The 17,800-nt window shown below is 64.7% G+C and carries 14 protein-coding genes; 5 read left to right on the top strand and 9 right to left on the bottom strand.

The window, feature by feature from the left end:
- Positions 1-112 precede the first annotated feature (112 nt).
- The 4 genes from BX591_RS05610 to BX591_RS05595 all read right to left on the bottom strand — a co-directional run bounded on the left by BX591_RS05610 (position 113) and on the right by BX591_RS05595 (position 6,012).
- Positions 113-1,786 (bottom strand): TolC family protein, encoded by a 1,674-nt coding sequence (locus BX591_RS05610; protein WP_176343016.1) that lies wholly within the window; start codon positions 1,784-1,786, stop codon positions 113-115.
- Entirely contained in the window at positions 1,779-3,881 is a 2,103-nt protein-coding gene (locus tag BX591_RS05605) for a peptidase domain-containing ABC transporter (RefSeq protein WP_111929704.1), read from the bottom strand. The genes BX591_RS05610 and BX591_RS05605 overlap by 8 nt, the downstream gene beginning before the upstream one ends.
- 2 nt (positions 3,882-3,883) lie before the next feature.
- On the bottom strand, positions 3,884-5,077 hold the full coding sequence (locus tag BX591_RS05600) for a beta-barrel domain-containing protein (protein WP_111929703.1): 1,194 nt from the start codon (positions 5,075-5,077) through the stop codon (positions 3,884-3,886).
- A 68-nt stretch (positions 5,078-5,145) separates the two neighbouring features.
- Complete coding sequence (locus tag BX591_RS05595; RefSeq protein WP_244146841.1) at positions 5,146-6,012, bottom strand: lysophospholipid acyltransferase family protein; 867 nt, start codon at positions 6,010-6,012, stop codon at positions 5,146-5,148.
- Positions 6,013-6,822: 810 nt separating this feature from the next.
- On the opposite strand from BX591_RS05595, the gene BX591_RS05590 reads away from it, so the two are divergent.
- A complete protein-coding gene (locus BX591_RS05590) occupies positions 6,823-7,191 on the top strand; it encodes a COG4315 family predicted lipoprotein (protein ID WP_111929701.1) in 369 nt (122 codons plus the stop codon).
- 106 nt (positions 7,192-7,297) lie between these two features.
- Here BX591_RS05590 and BX591_RS05585 read toward each other — a convergent pair whose 3' ends face one another.
- Entirely contained in the window at positions 7,298-7,564 is a 267-nt protein-coding gene (locus tag BX591_RS05585) for a hypothetical protein (RefSeq protein ID WP_111929700.1), read from the bottom strand.
- Between the two features lie 109 nt (positions 7,565-7,673).
- Positions 7,674-8,750: a substrate-binding domain-containing protein gene (locus BX591_RS05580; RefSeq protein ID WP_111929699.1), complete on the bottom strand. Its 1,077-nt coding sequence runs from the start codon at positions 8,748-8,750 to the stop codon at positions 7,674-7,676.
- A 135-nt stretch (positions 8,751-8,885) separates the two neighbouring features.
- On the opposite strand from BX591_RS05580, the gene BX591_RS05575 reads away from it, so the two are divergent.
- The 4 genes from BX591_RS05575 to BX591_RS05560 are packed head-to-tail and all read left to right on the top strand — an operon-like array spanning position 8,886 to position 14,189.
- Positions 8,886-9,371 carry an NAD(P)H-dependent oxidoreductase subunit E gene (locus BX591_RS05575; RefSeq protein WP_111929698.1) on the top strand — a complete coding sequence of 162 codons (486 nt, stop codon included), beginning with the start codon at positions 8,886-8,888 and terminating at the stop codon, positions 9,369-9,371.
- Entirely contained in the window at positions 9,368-10,957 is a 1,590-nt protein-coding gene (locus tag BX591_RS05570) for a formate dehydrogenase beta subunit (protein WP_111929697.1), read from the top strand. The genes BX591_RS05575 and BX591_RS05570 overlap by 4 nt, the downstream gene beginning before the upstream one ends.
- A 14-nt stretch (positions 10,958-10,971) precedes the next feature.
- Positions 10,972-13,929: a formate dehydrogenase subunit alpha gene (gene fdhF, locus BX591_RS05565; RefSeq protein ID WP_111929696.1), complete on the top strand. Its 2,958-nt coding sequence runs from the start codon at positions 10,972-10,974 to the stop codon at positions 13,927-13,929.
- Between the two features lie 8 nt (positions 13,930-13,937).
- Positions 13,938-14,189 (top strand): formate dehydrogenase subunit delta, encoded by a 252-nt coding sequence (locus BX591_RS05560; RefSeq protein WP_111929695.1) that lies wholly within the window; start codon positions 13,938-13,940, stop codon positions 14,187-14,189.
- Positions 14,190-14,265: 76 nt separating this feature from the next.
- Here BX591_RS05560 and BX591_RS05555 read toward each other — a convergent pair whose 3' ends face one another.
- The 3 genes from BX591_RS05555 to BX591_RS05545 all read right to left on the bottom strand — a co-directional run bounded on the left by BX591_RS05555 (position 14,266) and on the right by BX591_RS05545 (position 17,710).
- Positions 14,266-15,990 carry an FAD-dependent monooxygenase gene (locus BX591_RS05555; RefSeq protein WP_111929694.1) on the bottom strand — a complete coding sequence of 575 codons (1,725 nt, stop codon included), beginning with the start codon at positions 15,988-15,990 and terminating at the stop codon, positions 14,266-14,268.
- A 209-nt stretch (positions 15,991-16,199) separates the two neighbouring features.
- On the bottom strand, positions 16,200-17,336 hold the full coding sequence (locus BX591_RS05550; protein WP_111929693.1) for a cation diffusion facilitator family transporter: 1,137 nt from the start codon (positions 17,334-17,336) through the stop codon (positions 16,200-16,202).
- Entirely contained in the window at positions 17,333-17,710 is a 378-nt protein-coding gene (locus BX591_RS05545; protein ID WP_176343017.1) for an ArsR/SmtB family transcription factor, read from the bottom strand. Before BX591_RS05545 ends, BX591_RS05550 begins: the two co-directional genes overlap by 4 nt.
- Positions 17,711-17,800 lie beyond the last annotated feature (90 nt).

The following is a 17,800-nucleotide window of genomic DNA, read 5'->3' as shown; positions in this document are numbered from 1 at the left end:
CACCGGTGCCACGCTTTATGAAAAACCCCGACAGCGTCAAGCTCTCGGGGTTTTTTGTTGCCGGCGTTCGGCGATCGTATCCACGCAACAGGGCTACCTGCACGCTACCGGTCTACCGCTCCGTTAGCGTCGAGGCGCGCCAGGCTTGGAGCGCGTTCACCGCGCCTGAGGCTGAGGCTGAGGCTGAGGCTGAGGCTGAGGCTGAGGCTGAGGCTGAGGCTGAGGCTGAGGCTGAGGCTGAGGCTGAGGTTGAGGCTGAGGCTGAAGCTGAAGTCAAAGTCGATCCCTCGGTACTACGTTCGAGAACGGTCCGAGCCGCTGGCACAGCGCTGCTGGGCGGCCGGGCAAGGGGGACGATTGCAGCCCGGTTCGCGGTTGCATAGGCAAACGGTTCATTCGTCGGTTCAGTCGCCGGCTGACTTGCAGGCCCATCCGCTAGCCCATCCGCAGCCACGCTCGCCGCCCCACTACCCGCCCCAATCAGCAACCCATTCACCCGCCCCACCTCGTCGAAATCCAGCGTCGCCGTTGCCGCCTTAAGCTGCAGCAACGCAACGATCGTCGCGTAGCGCGCGCGGATCCAATCCCGTCGATTCGAATACAACGCATCCGATGCGCGCAACACATCCGCGCTGGTCCGGCTGCCCACCTTGTACCCGACCTGCGTGGCGTCGAGCGCCGCGCGCGTGGTCCGCATCAAACGTGTCAGCGATTCGACCCGCGCCAGGCCGGCGCGAAAGCGCGACCAGTTTTCACGCGCCGTCGCGCCGGCGACACGTTGCGCCGCCAGCAACTCGTTCTGCGCCTTGTCTTCCAGCGCCAGCTTCTCGTCGACGATGGCATTGCTCTCACCGCCCTCGAATAGCGGAATCGTGATCGACAACATGGCGGTAGTGGTCGTTGTCGGCCGGGAGTAGCCGGACGCCGCGCCGGCCGGCGTGTGGCTTGCCGACAGATTCACGACCGGCAGATGTCTCGCCCGCGCCTTCTCGACCTCCAACGCCGAGAGGCGACGGTCGATCTGCTTCAACTGCACCTGATAGTCGTGGGCTTCGGCTTGCAAAGCCCAGTCCTCGCCATCGACAGTGTCCAGCCTCGGCATGACCGCGTTGTCCGACAGACGCGACAACGCAGCAAAAGGCTGCCCGGTAAGCTGCTCCAAGGCGAGCCGCTTAAGCTGCAACTCGCCACGCGCGTCCTGCTGCTGCAACCGAGCCTGCTCGCGCGCCGCTTCGGCCTCCCGCAGGTCGATCACGGTCGCCTCACCCGCCGCCTGTCTACGACGCAACTGATCGAAATGCAGATCGAGCGCGGCCGTGTAGTCGTTGGCACGCGTCAGTTCGTCTTCAGCGGCAAGCTCGTCGAAATACGCGCGCACCGCCTGCACGATGGCCGATTGCTGAGCGCTCGCGACCTCGACCGCGCCGCGCGCCGCGATCACGTCGGCCTGCTTGTAGACCGTCCAGCGACTCCAGTCGAACACCGGCTGCGTCAGCGTGACGCTCCAGCCGTTCTGCCAGTACGTGTTGCGCGGAAAACCGTCCATTACCGTACTGTTGTACGCACGTCCCCAGCCGCCCGCGACTTGCGGCAAGAAGCCGGCGCGTGCCTTGGGCAAAGCCTGCTGAGCCGCACGGGAGCCCGCGCGGAATGCCGCCAGATCCGCGTCGTGGTCGCTCGCCTGCTCGACAACGGTCGACAGATCGACTGCCGCCGCCGGCCGAGCCGGGACCACACCGGCGAACGCAATCAGCCAGAGCCAGCCCCGCGCCGTGCGCCTAGTCATGGGTCACCCCGCCAGCGCGCGCCTCGCACACCAACTCCCCTTCGACCAACCGGTAACGCGTGTCGAACGCCGCCGCGAGCGACATGTCATGCGTAATCACCACGACCGTCCGCTCGAGGCGCTGCAGCAAGGCCACGATCTGCCGCACCGACGCCGGGTCGAGATTCGACGTCGGCTCGTCGAGCAACAGCAGCTCACGCTCCTGATACAACGCGCGCGCCAACAGCAAACGCTGGCGCTGCCCGGCGGAAATATTTGCGATGGTGTCGCTGATTACCGTGCGCGTGCGCATCGGCAAACGCATGACGTCGGGCAGCAGGCCGACGTCGTCGAGCAGCGCGTGAATGCGGGCTTCGTCCGCGTTGCCGGCGAACAGCGACACGTTCTCCGCAATCGAGCCATGCAGGATCAGATCGCCTTGGCGCATATGCACGGCATGGCGACGGATTTCGTCGACGGTGAGATTCGGCCACGCGATGCCGTTCAGCGTGATTTCGCCATCCTGCAGCGGCTCGGCTGCGGCGAGCAACTTGAAGAGCGTGGACTTGCCGCTGCCCGATGACCCGGTAATCACGATCTTGTCGCCGCGGCGAATGACGATATTCGCGTGCCTGAGCACCGGCTGATCCGACACGCCATAGCGGAACGTGACGTCGCGCACGTCGATGCGCTCGAAGCGGCGCACCTCGACGGTTTTGTGCGTGTCGGCGGGTGGCGTGTAGCGCTCCGCTTCACAGTCGACGATGTCGCCGACCCGCGCCGCCGGCACGCTGAGCATGAAATACTCGAAGGCCGCGTTGATGGAACGCGCAAAGCGTTCCGACAGCAGCGACTTGTAGATCAGAAACGAATAGAACACGCCCACCGAGATCGCGCCGCCGAGCATCAGGCGCGCCGCGAACCACGTGATCGCGATCATGTCGGCGTAATTGACGAGCTTCAGGATCGCGTCGCGCGCGCTGCCGAGCTTGCTGTTCTGCACCAGCGCCGCGATATACGCGCGGTATCTGGCCATGAAAATCGCGGTGCGCCGCGTCTCGCCCTGCGACAGCTTGATCAGCGACGCGCCGCGTATCGTCTCGATCAGCGTGTCGTCGCAACGGGCCGACTCTTCCAGCACGAGCGCGTGGGTATCGCGCATTCGCGCAAACAGCGCGAACGATACGGCAACGTAGACCGTGAAGACCAGCAGCGCGATCGCCGTGAGTTGCCGGCTCTGCACCAGCATCAGCGCAAGCGCCAACGTGCCGACCACCAGGTCGATGCACAGCGCGATGGTAGTGCGTGTCGTAAAGATACTGATTTCGTCCTGCGCCTTCACGCGCGCGAACAGGTCGCCGACGTGCCGCTTCTCGAAGTACGGCACAGGATTGCGCAACAGCTTCAGCAGCAGGCCCTCGGTCATGTTCATCTGCACGAAACCGTGCAGCAGTCCGATGAGATACGTTTCGACGTAATGGCTCAACGCACCGGCGACGAAAATGCCCGAGAACGTCAGCACGAGCACATTGAGCAGATTGAGGTTGTCGGCGGCGACCACGTCGTCGAGCACCAGATTGCCGAGGTACGGCATGGCGAGGATCGCGAACTGGCTGCCGAGCGCCACGAACATCACCTTGGCGATCTGCGCCCTGAGCTGCGGATTCAGTGCGCGCACCCGAGCGAGCGCGGCGGGCACGCGCGACTTGTCGCGGATGCGCGGCATGAGCGGCGTCGCCGCGCATTCGAGCAGATAACCGGACACGTTGGCCACGAAGGTGTCCATCGAAATGCGCCGGCGACCGCTGGCCGGATCGATCACCTGCACGTAGCCACGCCCGCACTTCTCGAACACCACGAAATGCGCGCCGCCGAAATGCAGGATCGAACCGCGCTTCACGCGCGGCAGATCGCCGGCGTCGAACCGGTAGGCCTGCACGGCAAGACCGAATTCGACGGCCACGTCGTAGAGGTCCATGAGCGTCAGGCCGTTGGCCGACACCGGCCTGAACGCCTGCAATTCGCGCACTTCCGTGGCGCGCCCAAGATGCGACAAGACCATGGCGAGACACGCATAGCCGCACTCGGCGACTTCGTTCTGATAGATCGCACGCATGGTCAGCCTCGTAGCACGCGGAACAGTGGTGCGAGCACCCATTCGGCGATGGTGCGGCGCTCGATCACGATGCTCGCCGTCGCGGCCATGCCGGGCAGAATGTCGAAACGTTGCCGCTCGAAGTGGAACTGGTCGCCGCTCAACGTGGCCCACGCCATGTAGTCGCCGTCCGGACCCGGCGACTTCGACGCGCCGGGCCGCGGGATCGCCGGGCGCACCGTAGTGCGCGAAATCGAATCGATGCGCGCCTCATAGCTGCCGAATTTCGCATACGGAAACGCGTCGAACTTCAGCCGCACGATCTGCCCTTCGCGGACGAAACCACGCCGGCGCGAAGGGATGCGCAGCGCCGCGCGCAAACCGCCCTTTTCGCCGGTCGAGATGACGAGCGCGACGTCGTCCGGTGCGAGCGTTCGGCCCGGCACGAGCCCTGAAAAAGTAACTACGCCGGCCTTGGGTGCGGAAATCGTCGCGTCCTGGCGGGTTTGTTCGAAGCGCACGCGGATGTCCTGCAGATCGCGGGCGTGGCGCGCCTCCAGCTCGTTGAGCTGGGCGCCGAGGCCCGTTTGCGTGCCGATCGCCGCGCCGAGTTCTGCGCCCAGTTGCTGACGCCGCGCGGCGCCCTGCGCCAGCACGACTTTCGCCTGGTGCGTATCGGCCCTCGCCTGCTCGACCCGGTCCGCCGTGACGTAGTCGGCGACCGATTCGAGCCGCGTCAATTTACGGCCGGCTTCGTCCGATAGTTCACGGTTCTGCGCCAGTTGCTCGCCGAGCGACGCGATTTCCGCGCGCCGGCTGTGCACGGCGACGCGGGCGGCCTCCAGTTGCGCGGACAAATCCGCCTTGCGCTGCCGGTATTGGGCTTCGCTCGTACGAATCTGTTCGTCGCGCATCTGTTCGTCGAACGCCGGACGTTGCCGGCCATCGCTCGCCAGCGAGAGATCGCGATCGAGCCGGAACAGCGCTGCCCCTTGCGCCACGCGCGCGTACGGCTCGACGTAGATTTCGGAAACAAGGCCGGTCAGCCCCTGAATCTTGACCTCGGCGGGCGAGACGATCTCCGCGCGCACGTCCTGTTTCAGTTCGACGTCGTGGAAGAAGGCGAATACAGTCGCGATCGCCACTAGCGACGACGTCGCATACGCAATCCAACGCCACGACACATCCCTGAACTCGGGGAGATTGATAGGTTCCATAACTCGATTACTGCGGATACGGCCGGGCGTTATGTCGATCCGTGTGGCTGCGGCGCCTGCGGACGTATCTAGCGAACCGGCGCGAACGCGTACATGGACGGATGTCCGGCGACCAGCCAGTCTGGATAGTTGTGGGTTACCGCCGTTTCGATGCAACGCGCAAGCTGCTGCACAGCGCCAGGGGCGGCAAGGGCGAACGGATCGAACCGTTCGGCACTGAAGCGCCCGCGTTCGAAACGTAAATAAAACGGCAAAAGCATGGCGCCGAACGGTGCGCCGAGCCGGAACACACCGTTGTGAATCCGCGCGTCGCGGCCGAACAGGGAAACGCCGACGGTTTCCATTGGATAGCGATGCAACGCGAAGGGCGGCACATCGGCAAACAGCACCACCACGCCACTGCGCTTCAGCGCACGGGCGACGCGCAGGCCGAGCCCGTTGCGGTCGTCTTCCCCATAGGTGTAGAGCACGTTGACGCCAGGGATGAGTGCGTGATCATTGCCATACATGTCTCGCGGCACACCGGACACCACAGCGATCGATTCGAGCCCGAGTTGTGCACGTAATTCGTCGATGACGTAAATGTTTGCGTATTGCGACACGTAGTGAAACGGCGACACGATGACTGGACGCCCTGGCTCCTCGGCCTGAAGCTGGCGGATGGTCCAGGCCAGTGCCGCGGCGACGCACTGCAGGTCGGGCCACGCTTCGCTACCGCGCGATAAGCGGCCGAAGTAAATGCGTTGATCGATCAGCTTCTCGCGCAAATGTCCCGCGGCGACACGACTCTTATCGAGCGACGCCAGTTGCAGCACATCTCGCCCGATCTCCAAACGCGCGATGCCTTGCCAACGCTTGCGTGCACTGACAAGACCCTGGAGTTTGCACACTACCGAAGCACACGACTCAATAGCCGAAGGCGGCAGGTGAGCCATCAACGCACCGCACGCGCTGCGCCACGCGTACGCCAATTTGTTGCGTAGCAAAGCCAGCACGACCGACGCGGCACGCCTCCATTCCATCTTCAACTCCACGCCCCTATCGTGACACTGGGGCGCCCCTCCCGTCAGGAAACGCCCCAGTGCGTCATTCACGCTTACGAGCGCGGGGCTGCCGGCACCGGCGTGCTCTTAGCCGTCGACTGCACCGGCTGCGAGTTGCACTTGCAGCAGCCGCCTGCAACAGCGGATTTAGCCAGTTCGTTGCGATTGATTTTTTGCATCTGGGTTACCTTTTTGAATAATCCAATAAATTAGCCTACGAAAACTACTGAATTCGTGCGGCGAATAAAATGTTATCAGCGCACTTTTTTGGTAGAAGAGTCTTTGCTTCATTTTACAAACCTGCCCTCGTTCAATACCCTCAGTCTCAGCACGCAAATGTGTGCGCACAATTCCCCAAAAACCCACTCGGCCCAGGCCTCAATCGAATTTATCCGACTCTCAATGGGGCGATATTGTTTCCGGCTTAGGATAATTCCAATCCAGTCGCCGCCCCCATAAAACTTAAATAATCCAAGAAAATAAAAACGCCAGAAATTTACCCCGAGACGTCCGCAACATCGTTAGAAAATTCAGAACATTAATCTTCACATTCAGATATCCGAACGCCGAAACACCGCACGGCATGGAATAAATCACCGCCCTGATCCGTTCAAGACTGGCACGCACGCAAACCGGCAGCACGGGTATGACCCGCGCTGCACAAACTCGAAACCGTACGTGGTCAAACCAGGAGTCCACATCATGCGCAAGACATTCTTCGGCGTCGCCCTTGTCAGTCTCTTTGCCCTGCAACACAGCGCGTTCGCCGAGGCGCCCAAAGCGGTCGACGGCCGCTTCGTCAACGCCGACGGCATGACGCTCTATACCTTCGACAAAGACACCACGCCCGGCGTCAGCGCCTGCACCGGCGGCTGCATGAGTTACTGGCCCGCGGCACTGGCCGGTTCAATGGATAAACCGTCGGGCGACTGGACGTTGATCCCTGCGGCGGACGGCAAACAGCAATGGGCGTACAAGGGCCATCCGCTGTACCGCTACGCGGCGGACAAGCAGGCCGGCGATGAAAAGGGAAATGGCTTCAAGGACATGTGGCACACCGCCAAGCCCTGAATGACGCCGCGCGATAAGCGCACCGGGCGAACCGCGCGCTCAAACGAAAAACGCCGGCATCGAGCCGGCGTCGCATGACAAACCAAACGGAAGGCCTGCTCCCGCGTTATTCGTCTTTAGGACACTGCAGGTTACAGCCGTTCGGATCGCCGTTGTCGCCGCGCTTGCGCATAGCCGATTTCTTGTTGGACTGGTACTTGTCCGACGGCGCCGATGCGGCGAAGGGCATTTGCGGATGCTCGGCCAGGCGGAACTGGTCATTCAGGATCCCGCCCGGCACGCCGGGCGAATTCTGGGCGAACGCGGCCGGAGCGGTGGCGAGAACCATACCGGTTGCAGCGACTGCAACCCATGCGTGTAGAAGAACTTTCATAGCGATTGAGCGCGACGACTCGCGCGATTGAGGCGAACACGGAAGCTCAGAGCGTATCGCAAACCGGCGCTGTGCGCAGCGCCGAACCCACGTAGCAGGTTACGGCTGCTTACGCCGCCACGCCGAGCCCGGCTTCGAGGTCGACCAGCGTGCCGCAGTCGCGCGGGTCGTAGCCTTCGAGCTGGTCGACGCTATGGCGAAACGCGGCGCCGCGCAGCAGGTCGATTACCGCCGCGAGCGGCGCGCGTTCCAGGCGGCTGCGGTCGCAGGCGAAGTAATAGTCTTCGTCGACGATCGGAATGAAGTCGAGCCCGAAGTGATGCGCCGCCGGCTCCACGCCGAAGCCCACGTCCGCCATGCCGCTCGCCACGAAGGCCGCGATCGCCGAGTGCGTCAGTTCGGTCGACGCATAGCCATTCACCCGGTCCGGATCGACACCGACCTTGCGCAGCGCGAGATCGAGCAACATGCGCGTACCCGAGCCCGGCTGACGGTTGACGAAGCGGATGTCGTCGCGCGCGAGATCGCCCAGACCGCCGATTCCTCGTGGGTTGCCCTTGCCGAGAAAGAGCCCCTGCTTGCGCCGCGTCAGATGCACGAGCACGTGGCGCTGCGGATCGAGCCAACGCCGGTAGGTATCGGCGCAGGCCGCGCGAAACTCGCCGCGCGGCAGGTGGAAGCCGGCCAGATCGCATTCGCCGCGTGCCAGTGCGCTGACGGCGTCGGCACTGTCGCGGTATTTGATGTCGACCGGCAGATCGTGCGCGACCAGCGACGTGACGAGCGCCGCCACCGCGTAACCATGCGATGCGTAAATGCGCACGTCGTCGGCGGGCGGCGCGAGCCAGCGGTTCAGATCGCTCGCCACTTCGCTGGCGAGCGCCTGCATGTTGCCGTCGAGCCGTTCGCCGCACAGGCGCTGCGCGCGCAGCACGGCCTGGCCGAGGTCGGACAGCACCGAGCCGCGCCCGCGCTCCTTCGCGATCAGCGGACCGCCCAGACGCTCTTCGATGCTGCGCAGCAGACCCCATGCATGACGGTAGGACAAACCCTTAAGCGTGGCCGCCTGCGCGATGCTGCCGGATTCGTCCACCAGCGCGAGCAGCGGCACGACGTCCGACAGGCTGGCCTCGCGGCCGTCCGCCCCCTTCACCACCAACTCCGCCTGGCACTCGATTCTGATCATATATGCTCAACTCTTTCCTATTGCACGGGCCGTATCAGCCGCCTATTGTTCGGCTATCCCATATCGAATAAACAAAGCATAAGTGCACGCTTTATGAATGACAAGTGCATATATGACTTTTGGAGGAGCCCCCACTTGGACGATTCCCTCGCCGTCGCGCCGGATCAACTCGTGCAGCGTCACGCGCGCCCGGGCCTGTCGCTGCTCGCGGTGTTGCACGCGATTCAGGACGAACTCGGCTACGTTCCGCCGGCCACGGTCGCGCCGCTCGCCAAGGCGATGAACCTGTCGCGCGCCGAGGTGCATGGCGTCATCACCTACTACCACCACTTCCGCACGCAACCGGCCGCGCCGGTCACGGTGCAACTGTGCCGAGCGGAAGCCTGTCGCAGCATGGGCACCGAAGCGCTCGCGCAGCATATCGAAGCGCGCACCGGTTGCCGTTTCGACGCCGAACACCAAGCCGGTGCGACGGTAGAGCTGGAATCGGTGTATTGCCTTGGTCAATGTGCGCTGTCACCGGCGCTGATGCTCAACGGCACCTTGCACGCGAAGGTCACGCCGCACAAATTCGACGCGATTCTCGCCGCCGCCGAAAAGTGCGTGGAGGTGACGGCATGACGCGCATTTACGTTCCCCGCGACTCGTCGGCCTTGGCGCTCGGCGCCGACGCATTGGCTCAGGCGATCGGTGATGAAGCCGCACGCCGCGGCATCGACATCGAACTGGTGCGCAACGGTTCGCGCGGTCTGCTGTGGCTGGAGCCGCTGCTTGAAGTCGCGACGGCCGAAGGCCGCGTCGGCTACGCCAATGTCGAAGCCGAGGACGTCGCCGCCTTGTTCGACGCCGGCTTTCTGCAAGGCGGCGAACACGCGCAGCGCGTCGGTCTGGTCGACGAGATTCCGTATCTGAAGAAGCAGCAGCGCCTGACATTCGCGCGCATCGGCATCACCGATCCGCTTGCTATCGACGACTACGTCGCCCATGGCGGTCTCGACGGCCTGCGCGCCGCGCTGCAAACCGATGGCGACGCCGCCTGCGAAGCGCTGATCGAATCCGGTCTGCGCGGCCGCGGCGGCGCGGCGTTCCCGGCCGGCATCAAATGGCGCACCGTGCGCGGCGCAAAGGCGGCGCAGAAGTACATCGTCTGCAATGCGGATGAGGGTGACTCCGGCACGTTCTCCGATCGCCTGGTGATGGAAAGCGACCCGTACATGCTGATCGAAGGGATGATCATCGCGGGCGTCGTGACGGGCGCGACCATCGGCTACATCTACGTACGCAGCGAGTATCCGCATTCGATCGCGATGCTCGAAGCGGCCATCCAGAAAGCGCGCGCGGCCGGCTGGCTCGGCGACAGCGTGCTCGGCTCGGCGGCGCATCGCTTCGAGCTGTTCGTCGCGAAGGGTGCCGGCGCCTATGTCTGCGGCGAGGAAACCGCGCTGCTCGAATCGCTCGAAGGCAAACGCGGCATTGTCCGCGCGAAGCCGCCGGTGCCGGCGCTGGTCGGCCTCTACGGTCAGCCGACCGTGATCAACAACGTCATCACGCTCGCCACCGTGCCGCTGATCTTCGCGCGCGGCGCGGCGTTCTACAAAGACTTCGGCATGGGCCGTTCGCGCGGCACGCTGCCGTTCCAGCTGGCCGGCAACGTCAAGCAAGGCGGTCTCGTCGAACTGGCGTTCGGCGTGACGCTGCGCGAACTGCTGAACGACTACGGCGGCGGCACGGCCAGCGGACGGCCGGTGCGTGCCGTACAGGTGGGCGGCCCGCTCGGCACGTATTTGCCCGAAAGCCAGTGGGACATACCCATGGACTACGAGGCCTACGCCGCGGTCGGCGCGGTGATCGGCCACGGCGGTCTGGTCGTGCATGACGACACGTCGAACCTCGCCGAACTCGCGCAATACGCCATGCACTTCTGCGCGCTCGAATCGTGCGGCAAATGCACACCGTGCCGGATCGGCTCGACGCGCGGCGTCGAAGTAATCGGCCGGATCCGCAATGGCGATACCTCCACGCGCCAGGTGCAATTGCTGCGCGATCTGTGCGACACGATGGTGTCCGGCTCGCTGTGCGCGATGGGCGGCATGACGCCGTTCCCGGTGCTGTCCGCGCTCGATCATTTCCCCGAAGACTTCGGTCTCGCCGGCGCGTCTGCCAACGCGTCCCCGAACGTGCCTCATCACGCGCCCAAAGCGGCCTGACCCAGGAACCCATCATGTCCGACGTGCTCAACTCCCCTACCGGCGGCTGCGGCTCAGGCAACTGCGCGTGCAAGTCGCAGGCGCAACAGAAAGCGCAAGCCCGCGCGCCTCGCTCGTTCTTCGACGACACCGACTACGGCACGCCGGAACGTCATGCGGATGTCGATATCACGCTGGAAATCGACGGCCAGAGCGTGACGGTGCCGGCCGGCACCTCGGTGATGCGCGCCGCCGTCGAAGCTGGCGTGAACGTGCCGAAACTGTGCGCCACCGATTCACTGGAACCGTTCGGCTCGTGCCGCCTGTGTCTGGTCGAGATCGAAGGCAAGCGCGGCTATCCGGCGTCGTGTACGACGCCCGTCGAAGCCGGCATGAAGGTGCGCACGCAGACCGACCGTCTGCAATCGCTGCGCCGCAACGTGATGGAGCTGTACATCTCCGATCACCCGCTCGACTGCCTCACCTGCCCCGCCAACGGCGACTGCGAACTGCAGGACATGGCGGGCGTGACGGGTTTGCGCGAGGTGCGTTACGGCTTCGACGGCGCGAATCACCTGAAGGACAGGAAGGACGAGTCGAATCCGTATTTCACCTACGACGCGTCGAAGTGCATCGTCTGCAATCGCTGCGTGCGCGCGTGCGAGGAAACCCAGGGCACGTTCGCGCTGACCATCGCCGGACGGGGCTTCGAGTCGCGCGTGGCGGCGAGCGAAAACCAGCCGTTCATGGAATCGGAGTGCGTGTCGTGCGGCGCGTGCGTCGCCGCGTGTCCGACCGCGACGCTGCAGGAAAAGTCGGTGATCATGCTCGGCCAGGCCGAGCATTCGGTCGTCACCACTTGCGCGTATTGCGGCGTCGGCTGCTCGTTCAAGGCGGAGATGAAGGGCAACCAGGTCGTGCGGATGGTGCCGCACAAAAACGGCCAGGCCAACGAAGGTCATGCCTGCGTGAAGGGACGCTTCGCCTGGGGCTATGCGACGCACAAGGACCGCATCACCAAGCCGATGATCCGCGCGAAGATCACCGACCCGTGGCGCGAAGTCAGCTGGGAAGAAGCGCTGAGTTACGCGGCGTCGGAATTCCGCCGGATTCAGGCGCAGCACGGCCGCGATTCGATCGGCGGGATTACCTCGTCGCGCTGCACGAACGAGGAAACGTATCTCGTGCAGAAGCTGGTGCGCGCCGCATTCGGCAACAACAATGTCGACACCTGCGCGCGCGTGTGCCACTCGCCGACCGGTTATGGCCTCAAGGCCACGCTCGGCGAATCGGCGGGCACGCAGACGTTCGCCTCGGTCGATAAAGCCGACGTGATCATGGTGATCGGCGCGAATCCGACCGACGGCCACCCGGTGTTCGGCTCGCGTCTCAAGCGCCGTGTGCGGGAAGGCGCGAAGCTGATCGTGGTCGATCCGCGGCGAATCGATATCGTCGACACGCCGCATGTGAAGGCCTCGCATCATCTGCAATTGCGGCCGGGCACCAACGTGGCCGTGGTCAATGCGCTGGCCCACGTGATCGTGACCGAAGGCCTGTTCAACGCCGCATTCGTGGCCGAGCGCTGCGACACGCGCGCGTTCGAACAGTGGCGCGATTTCGTCGCGCTGCCGGAGAACGCGCCGGAAGCGACCGAAGCGTTGAGCGGCGTGCCGGCTCAACACGTGCGCGAAGCGGCGCGCATCTACGCGACCGGCGGCAATGCCGCGATCTATTACGGCCTCGGCGTCACCGAACACGCGCAAGGCTCGACGATGGTGATGGGCATCGCCAATCTCGCGATGGTCACCGGCAACATCGGCCGCGAAGGGGTCGGCGTGAATCCGCTGCGCGGCCAGAACAACGTGCAGGGTTCGTGCGACATGGGCTCGTTCCCGCACGAGTTGCCGGGCTACCGGCATATCAGCGACACGGTCACGCGCACCCTGTTCGAGCAGGCCTGGAACGTCACGCTGCAACCCGAACCGGGCCTGCGGATTCCGAACATGTTCGACGCCGCCGTGCACGGCACCTTCAAGGGCCTGTATTGCCAGGGCGAAGACATCGTGCAGTCGGATCCGAACACGCATCATGTGGCGGCGGCGCTGTCGTCGATGGAATGCATCGTGGTGCAGGACATTTTCCTCAACGAGACCGCGAAATACGCGCACGTGCTGCTGCCGGGTTCGTCGTTCCTCGAAAAGGACGGCACCTTCACCAACGCGGAGCGCCGCATCTCGCGCGTGCGCAAGGTGATGCCGCCGGTGCCGGGCTACGCCGACTGGGAAGTCACGGTCATGCTCGCGCGCGCGCTCGGCTACGAGATGGACTACACGCACCCGTCTCAGATCATGGACGAGATCGCGCGACTCACGCCGACCTTTCATGGCGTGTCGTACCGGAAACTCGACGAGCTCGGCAGCATTCAGTGGCCGTGCAACGAGAACGCGCCGGACGGTACGCCGACCATGCATATCGATACGTTCGTGCGCGGCAAGGGCAAGTTCGTGATTACGAAGTTCATCGCGACGCCGGAAAAGGTCACGCGAAAATTCCCGCTGCTGCTAACCACCGGGCGGATTCTGTCGCAGTACAACGTCGGCGCGCAGACACGCCGCACCGAGAACTCGCGCTGGCACGACGAGGACCGGCTGGAAATCCATCCGCACGATGCCGAGGAGCGCGGCATCAAAACGGACGACTGGGTCGGCATCGAATCGCGCGCGGGCCAAACCGTGTTGCGCGCGAAGGTCACCGAGCGGATGCAGCCGGGCGTGGTCTACACCACGTTCCACTTCCCCGAATCGGGCGCCAACGTGATCACCACCGACAGCTCCGACTGGGCCACCAACTGCCCGGAATACAAGGTGACGGCGGTACAGGTGATGCCGGTCGAACAGCCGTCGCAATGGCAGAAGGATTATTCGCGCTTCAATACCGAACAGCTCGATCTGCTGAAGCAACGCGAGCTGGCCAACGTCACCTCGGGTAAGTGAGGCGCGCCATGGACAATCAGAATCTGATCGACATGGCGAACCGGATCGGCGACTTTTTCGATTCGATGCCGGACCGCGAAGAAGCGCTGGGCGGGATCGCCGATCATATCCGCCGCTTCTGGGAGCCGCGCATGCGACGCGCGTTGCTGGCGGCGCTCGATGAACCGGCAGCGGGCGGCGTCGAGATGTCGGCGATCGTCAGGGAAGCGCTGGTGGAACACCGCGAGCAATTGACGCCTGCGGCGCCCGCACCGGTTTAACGCGTTGCGGTTTTGCGGCTTTTTCGGCTTTGCGGCTTTGCGGCTTTGCGGCTTTGCGGCTTTGCGGCCGCCCGCGTCATAGCGACGTCGGCTCGGAAATCTCGCCGCCCACCGCGAACCACGCCTCGCAATGCCGCAGCAAGGCGTGCAGATCGGTGCCGGTGCGCCCGCGCGCGCTGATATAGCCATCCGGTCGCACGAGGTAGAACGAAGGCCGTGTGCGTCCGTACGATTCGGACAGCGCCGGGCCGCCCTCGCCGGTCGTATCGGTAATGCGCCAGATACGCACCGCGCCCGGCAACAGACGTTCGACTTCGGCCGCCATGCGATCCTGATCCGGGTCTGGCGGCGACGCATGTTTCGCGGCGGGATCGAGCGGCGTGCCGTCGACCGGCAGTGGCGGCACCAGCAGAAACAGCGAGAAGAACGCCGGGTCGTGCAGGTCGAAAAGACAGCCGACGCCGGGCGCGCGGCCCAACGGTCCATCCACCACATGCACCAGCGCGTCCGGCGCCCGTTCGCCGGCGCGCGGGCCGCCGTCGAGCACCCGTTCGAGCGTGAGCGGACTGCGCCGGTACTGGATCGACAACTCGCTGATCGTCAGACGCGCGGCGTCACGCAACGGACCGAGCGCGGCGAGCACCGGCATCACGCGTTCGCGCAGCAGCTTTAGCGGTCCATGATCGGCTTCGGCCATCTGCGTGACGAAGCCGGTTTGACGCAGCACGTCGCGCTCGATCGGATGCCGTTCGGCGTGGTAGGTATCGAGCAGACGGTCCGGCGCCGCGCTCTTCAGCACGCGAGCGAGTTTCCAGCCGAGATTGAACGCTTCCTGAATGCCCGTGTTCATCCCTTGCGCGCCGGCCGGGCTGTGCACGTGCGCGGCGTCGCCCGCGAGAAAGATCCGGCCGACGCGCAAGCGGTCCACCATCCGGCTGTTCAAATGGAAGTGCGCGGACCACTTGAGGTCCGACACGTCGACGCGTTCGCGCACGCGGCGCGCGATCAGCGCCTTGCAGTCGTCGAGCGACGGCGGCGGCACGCGGTCGAGCGGCGGTTCACCCAGCACGGCGGGCGTGGCGGCCGGCGCCATGGCCGGCGCCTCGACCGCATGATCGGCAATCAAGCGATGCCGGCCGTGGCCCATTGGGAACAGCGCGACCAGGCCGTCGTTCGAGGCGAACAGATGAAACTCGTCGTCGGGCCAATCGGTTTCGGCGTGCAGGTCGGCGAGCAGGAAGGTCTGTTCGAAGGTCTTGCCCGCGAAGCTCAGGCCGAGCCGGTGACGCACCGCGCTATGCGCGCCGTCGGCGGCGATCAGATAGGACGGACGCAGGGTCTCCGTGTGACCGTCGGCGCGGCGCAGCGTCGCCTGAACGCTGGCGGAGCCTTGTGCGAAATTCATCAATTCGACGCCGCGTTCGATCACTACGCCGAGCGTCGCGAGATGCTCGGTCAGCAAACGCTCGGTCACGGCCTGGTCGAGAAACAGCAGATACGGGTAGCGCGTGTGCAGCGGATCGAAATCGAGCCGCGCGAGACGCATGCCGTTGGAAAAGAGATTGGCCACGCGCGCGCGATGACCGAGGGCGAGAAACGGTTCGACCAGACGATGTTGCTCGAACAGTTCGAGCGTGCGCGCCTGGATGCCGATGGCGCGCGAATACGGGCTCGGCTGCATGGCCTTGTCGATCAGACGCACGGGAACGTGAGCACGCGCGAGGCTCATGGCAGCGGCAAGTCCGGTCGGACCCGCGCCGACGATCAGCACCGGCGACGCGTTGTTTGCAGCAACGTCCATGCGGGGCTCCGGGAGCAGCAGTGCGTTCTAGTGTACGCCCTGACGAAGCCGCTCTGGAGTCGTCGGCGGTGAGACGTTTTGCGATGCGCTGCATCATGGAACGCGGGTTGGAACGCGTTGGGTGAGACTGTATTGCGGAGTTCGAAGTGACTACGTTACGGCTGGTTGCATGCCCGTGTGCGATCGTTGCGCGGTGGATCACGCCTACGTCAATGCGCGTGCCCCGCATGCTCCATCGCGCAATGATGCTCGGTGGTGCCGAGATCGACCTGCAGCGTAGCGTGCTGCATCGAGAAACGCTCCCGCAGCACAATCACAATGGCGTCGAGCGATTCGTCGCCGGGATGGCCTGCCGGCATCACCAGATGCGCGCTGAGCGCATTGCCGGTGGTCGACAGCGCCCACACGTGCAAGTCGTGCACATCCACGACGCCGGGCTGGGTGGCGAGATACTCGCGAATGTGTCCGAGGTCGACGCCGGGCGGCACGGCGTCGAGCGCGAGGCGCACCGAATCGCGCAGCAATCCCCACGTGCCGACCACCACGACGGCGACGACCAGCAGGCTCATCACCGGGTCGAGCCACGTCCAGTCGGTGTAGAGAATCACCAGGCCGCTGATCGCGACAGCCGCCGAAATACCGGCATCCGCCGCCATGTGCAGGAATGCGCCGCGGATATTCAGATCTTCCTTCTGCCCACGCATGAAGAGCCACGCGGAAATACCGTTGACGACCACGCCGGTGGTGGCCACCACGAACACCGCGAGGCCGGCTACCGGCGCCGGGTTCATCAGTCGGCCGATCGCCTCGGCAACGATCACGCCGCACGCGAACAGCAGCAGCCCCGCATTGGCGAGCGACGCGAGAATCGACGAACTGCCGTAGCCGAACGTGTAGCGTGCCGAGGGACGCCGCGTGGCGAGCCAGCCGGCGCCCCACGCAAGCAGCAGGCCGAGCACGTCGGAGAGGTTGTGGCCGGCGTCGGCAAGCAAGGCGGTGGAATGGGCGATGACGCCGTAGATCGCCTGGATCACGACGATCAGGACGTTCAGCGCGACGGCGAGCGCGAACGCGCGGCCGTGGCCTGGGATGGGGGCGTGGGCGTGGGAATGGCCGGCGTGGCTGTGGCCGCTGTGGTCGTGACCGCTGTGGTCGTGACCGCCATGACTGTGGCTATCGCTGCCGTGATCGTCACCGCTATGCTCGTGGCGCGGGCCGTCATGGTCGTGCCCGTCCCGCGCCCCGTCGGAACGCACGGCATCGCCGTCGATCCCGTCGACCCGCACCGACGCGTGCTCATCCGCGCTTTTTCCCACTGCCCGATTCGGGTTATTCGTGTTCGTCATGTCGCATCCACGGGAAAATCGCTGGCCGGTTCGGCCACGTGCTCCAGCATATTGGTCAGCATTGCGCTGATGTGACGGTCAGCGGCGAGGTAGAACACCTGCTTGCCCTGGCGCTCCGCGCGCACGATCCGCGCCGCCCGCAACAACCGCAAATGATGGCTCACCAGCGAAGGCGACAAGCCCAACGCCTCCGCAATCGCCCCTACCGCGCGACGATCGTCGACGCACGCCAGCACGATCCGCAATCGCGTCGGGTCGCCCAGCAGGCGAAACAGATCCGCGAGCGGCACGAGGGTGTCCGCGGAACGGTCCTCGACACGGCTACCCGGAATGTTCGATGGGCTGGATGGGCTGGACGCCAAGGCAGTCGTCATGATCGGCATACATATGAACAGGTATTCATATGTTATACACATCCACCTGACCGGTCAAATCGGAGCGCGGTGCGTCGAGTGTGGGAAAAT

The organism is Paraburkholderia bryophila (assembly GCF_003269035.1).
Lineage (GTDB): Bacteria > Pseudomonadota > Gammaproteobacteria > Burkholderiales > Burkholderiaceae > Paraburkholderia > Paraburkholderia bryophila.
This window is presented reverse-complemented; position numbering and strand designations above follow the sequence as displayed.